Origin of the sequence: Hyalangium sp. (assembly GCF_035629615.1) — a bacterium.
GTDB lineage: Bacteria > Myxococcota > Myxococcia > Myxococcales > Myxococcaceae > Hyalangium.
In genome coordinates this window covers 1-4,323 of record NZ_DASPHO010000628.1, presented here as the reverse complement: position 1 = coordinate 4,323, position 4,323 = coordinate 1, and the positions used below count along the sequence as shown (strand labels likewise).

The window sequence follows — 4,323 nt, the reverse complement described above, 5'->3', positions numbered from 1 at the left end:
AGCCGAAGGGCTCGTCCATGAGGAGCACCGATGAGTCCACCGCGAGCGCGCGGGCCAGGCTGGCGCGCATCTTCATGCCGCCGGAGAGCTGGTGGGGCAGCGTGTTCTCGAAGCCGGAGAGCTGCACGAGGCGGATGAACTCACGGGCGCGTGGCTCGCGCTCTGCGCGGGGCACACCGCGAGCGGCCAGGGCGAACTTCAGGTTGCCCAGCACCGTCATCCACGGGAAGAGCGCGGCCTCCTGGAACATGAGGAGGCGATTGGGCCCCGGGCCGGAGATGGACTTCCCGTCGATGGCGACGCTGCCGCCGGTGGGCTTCACATGGCCGGCCAGGGCATAGAGCAGGGTGGACTTGCCGCAGCCCGAGGGCCCGAGCAGGCAGACGAACTCGCCCGAGCGGATGTTGAGGTTCACGTTCTTGAGGGCCACCACCTTGTTCGCATAGCGGTGGCCCAGCTCCGCCACGGAGATCTTCGCGCGCTGAGCGTTCACCTGGGCCGGCCGGAACAGGCGCAGCGAACTCTTCCATCGTGCCAGCAAGGCTCGAAGCATTGGCGCAAAGGTAGGCAGTCTCCCCACGCACTGCTCGACGGGCTGCTCGCTGCGGGGGGCTCGGTTGCCTGGACGCCCGCACCGGGAGTTGTAGCGTGTGCTCCGGGAAGATCCGCGGGTGCCTCCGTTGGGGGGGCATGCATGGGGGCAACTCAGCGCTAGGGGAGCCTGGCTTGAAGGGGAAGAGGACAGGGGGAAGCGTGCGGCTTCTGGCCGTGGGACTGCCGGTGGCAGGACTGGCAGTCGTGGTGGCCATCCTGGGGCTCCTGAGCGTGCGGGCAAGCTCCAGTGAGGAGGAGGCCTCGTGGCTCTCGTCAGGGCAAGCCCGCTCCATCGAGGCCCGGCTGAGTCACCCGGCGGCGGACCGTCATCGCCCCTATCACGCCACGGTGAGGGGGAGTGGGGGAGGGGCCTCGGGTGCGCCGTTGGAGGTACTGGCGCGGCTGGAGGCAAAGGGAGATCTGCGCGGGCTGGCCGCCGCATACCTGACGCAAGGTGCACCGGAGCTCGCGGCCTCCTACCTGGAGCGGGCAGTGGACTCGCCCGAGGTGCTCAATGACCGGGCCGTGATCGCGCTGTCAGAGGGGGATGCCGCGGACGCGATCGCGCTGCTGGAGAAGGTGCTCCTGCAGCAGCCGCGATCGGCGCAGGCACTGTGGAACCGTGGACTGGCGCTGAGGGATCTGGAGCTGTGGAGCCTGTCCGCCGAGGCGTTCGATGCCGTGGCGGTGCTGGGAGAGCCCGGCTGGGCGGACGAGGCGCGCACCCGCGCCGGGGGCATGCGGGAGCGGGTTCGCGCCGAGCAGCAGGGCTGGGAGGAGGCGAATCGGGCCGGGGCCGCGCTCGTCCTGAAGAGGGGCACCGTCTCCGCCGAGGAGCTCCGGGCGAAGCCTGATCTCTACCGCCTCTATCTGTACGACGCCATTCGCGCCGCGCCAGACAGGCAGCGGCTTCAGGAGCTGTGGCCCGTGGCCGAGACGCTGGATGCGCACTTTGGCGGGAGCGTGCTGCGCGACGCCATCCGCTGGGCGGAGGCCCGGGACTTCCAGCGCCGCGCTCCCCTGGCCGCGCTCTACGCCTCCGTCTTCCAGGACCAGTCCGTGCCCGGAGGCATGCCTGCGTACCTCGAGAAGGTACGGGCCTCGGGAGAGCTGGACATCCTCCTGGGGACGCTGGTGTTCGCCCAGGAGGTGAGCAAGGACGTGGAGGGCTACGCACGCCTGGCTCAGCAGAGCCGGGATCCCTGGTTCATGCTGCTGGCCGAGCACGAGCGCGCCAAGGTGGCCCTGGCGAACGGAGAGCTGCTCCAGGCCGAGCAGATCCTGCTCGCGGCGACGAGGCAGTGCCGGGGGGGGACGCTCGCCTACCGCTGCGGCACCCTCTTGGTGAGGCTGCACGAGGTCTACCGCCAGCTCTGGCTCCTGCCTGAGGCCATGCGCAGTGTAAGAGAGGCCCTCCCCCTCATGCGCCGCGCGGGCTTCTGGTGGACGGACATCGACCGCCTGATGCTCATGGGGCAGATCGCGCGCCTCCAGGGACAGGGGGGACTGGCGCGGGCGCTGCTCGATGAGTCCCTCGCGCGGCTGCCAGGAAACTGTGAGGTCCGTCACACCGTGCGCGCCAACGACGCCCTGGCGCTGCTCGAGGAGATGCGGGTCGCGGAGGCCCGCGCCGCCATGCGGGAGGCGCTGGAGTGTGGAGGCGTTCAGCTGCTCTCGGGGGCGATGACGCTGGCGGAGCTCTCTCGCCTGAGCCCGGAGCCCGAGCAGGACCAGCGGTTGGTGGAGGGGCTGGAGACCCTCCGCCGCGAGGGCAGGCTCAGTCCAGGCCGCCTCGCGGTGGCCTCGCACATCGAGGGGCGGTTCCTCATCGAGCAGGACCGGGCCCGGGGTGAGGCGCTGCTCCGGCGCTCGATCCAAGAGGCCAACCCGTTGCCCCCGACGAACGCCGAGGCACGCGAGGCTCGGGCGCTCAGCTACGCCTCGCTGATGCTCGCGGCCGGGAAGGCCGGCGAGTGGTCCCGGGTGCTGGCGCTCTTCTCCGAGGAGGCGGGGGACACGCTCCCCAAGCAGTGCCTGCTGGCCGTCACCGTGGACCGGGAGCGCACGCTCGTCGTCGCCCTGGGCCCTGACGGTCAGCTGCAGGGGCACTACGACGAGAGCCGCCGCCAGCCGCTCGGCGAGGACGCGCGGGGAGTCGTCCCCGAGGCCCTCACGGCGCCGCTGCGTGCCTGCACCCAGGTGCGCGTGCTGGCCCGGCCTCCGCTCCATGGCCGCTCGGGGCTGCTGCCGGATGACATCGCCTGGAGCTACCTGGTCCTGCCTGTGTCGCGGAGCCTGCCACCGGCCACGCCTGCCCAGCGGCTGATCGTGAAGGATGTGGAGCCCCCTCCGGCGCTCGAGCTGCCGCGCCTGGGCGCGTGGGAGCCCGTGGGTGCGGGCATCCACGTCCTCGCGGGGGCGGACGCGACTCCGGCCCGCGTGCTGGAGGCGATGACACGGGCGACGGAGATCGAGATCCACGCCCATGGCCTGGTCAACCCGACGGTCTCGGACGCGTCGCTGATCGTCCTCTCTCCGGAGTCGGGCGGCCGGTACGCGCTCACTGCGGCAGAGGTGCGCGCGCACCGGCTGGAGGGCTACCCCCTGGTCACCCTGGCGGCGTGCCGGGCGGCGTATACGGGGCTCCAGGTCCACGAGCCGTTCAGCCTGCCCGCGGCCTTCATCGAGGCGGGCGCGCGCACGGTGCTCGCGGCGACGGTGGACATCCCCGATGCGGAGGCTGGGCCCTTCTTCCTCGCCGTCCACGAGCGCATCCGTGCTGGGCAGGCCGCCGCGCCCGCGCTGAGGGATGTGCGCCAGGAGTGGTTGCGCAGCGCCCCGGAGAGCTGGGTGCGCTCCGTGCTCGTGTTCCAGTGATTCACACGCATCACCGTAGGTTCACACCCGAGGAGAGACATCATGAAGAGCAAGCTGTGGTTGTACGCGGTCCTGGCGCTGTTCGCGGCTGGGTGCAGGCTGATGGAGCCCAGGCCCACCCCGGCGGATGACCGCGCGACGCCTGGGGGGCCCGCTCCCGCGGCGCCGCCGGTGCAGACCATCCCGGACACGGGGACGCTGCCAGCGCTGCCACCCTCCACGCACATCGTCGTGGGCCTGTGCCCCTCCACGGGCACGTACAACGCCATGGGGGTGAACACGGAGACGCGGAGCTTCACCTTCCAGCTCAAGGGCGGACGGGCGACGCAGCAGCAGGCCTTCACCCAGTTCTACGCCAGCCGGGCTCCGGTGACTGTGTACACCCAGCGCGTGAAGCTGCGGGGGACCCCGCCCGCGCCTTCGGTGGAGCCCTCGACAGCCCCGCCGTCTCCTTCGCCGATGGCCGTGCCGCGGCAGGAGACGGGCTCCACGGACGAGCCGACCTATGATCCGTGCGCGGACATTGGGGATCCCCTGCCAGAGCCCACCCCCAAGCCCACGGGCAGCCAGGAGGATCCATCGCCCCAGACCGCAGCCTTCCAGCAGCTATCCTGGTACACGGCGCACTCCTTGGCCGCGGTGAGTGAACTGGCGCCTCGGTCCACGGCGCCGGGGACGGTGCCGCGCTAGGCCCTGTCTGAGCTCAGGCGGCGGGTTCGATTCCCGCCGCCTCCCAACCGGCGGCGTCCGTGGCGGTAACGGTGACGGTGGTGTCTTCCACAGCTCGCACCGGTCATGAGGTCACTTGCCGTCCCAGAAAGTCAAAGGCCTCGAGCTGGAGCTGACTCGCAG

Annotated in this window: 3 protein-coding genes; 2 read left to right on the top strand and 1 reads right to left on the bottom strand. The window is 71.2% G+C overall.

Going from position 1 to position 4,323, the window contains the following annotated elements; translation table 11 throughout:
• Positions 1-553 (bottom strand): ABC transporter ATP-binding protein (locus VD972_RS32135; RefSeq protein WP_324992608.1); only part of this gene is annotated, 553 nt, incomplete at its 3' end.
• Between the two features lie 200 nt (positions 554-753).
• Between VD972_RS32135 and VD972_RS32130 the strand changes: the two genes are divergently transcribed.
• Positions 754-3,471, top strand: a complete 2,718-nt coding sequence (locus VD972_RS32130) for a CHAT domain-containing protein (protein WP_324992607.1) — start codon at positions 754-756, stop codon at positions 3,469-3,471.
• 42 nt (positions 3,472-3,513) lie between these two features.
• Positions 3,514-4,161, top strand: coding sequence for a hypothetical protein (locus VD972_RS32125; protein WP_324992606.1), 648 nt, complete (start codon positions 3,514-3,516; stop codon positions 4,159-4,161).
• The last annotated feature ends 162 nt before the right edge of the window (positions 4,162-4,323 follow it).

Bases quoted from the DNA above. Each gene is read 5' to 3' on its own strand.
- VD972_RS32125 (WP_324992606.1), top strand. From the start codon at position 3,514: ATGAAGAGCAAGCTGTGGTTGTACGCGGTCCTGGCGCTGTTCGCGGCT.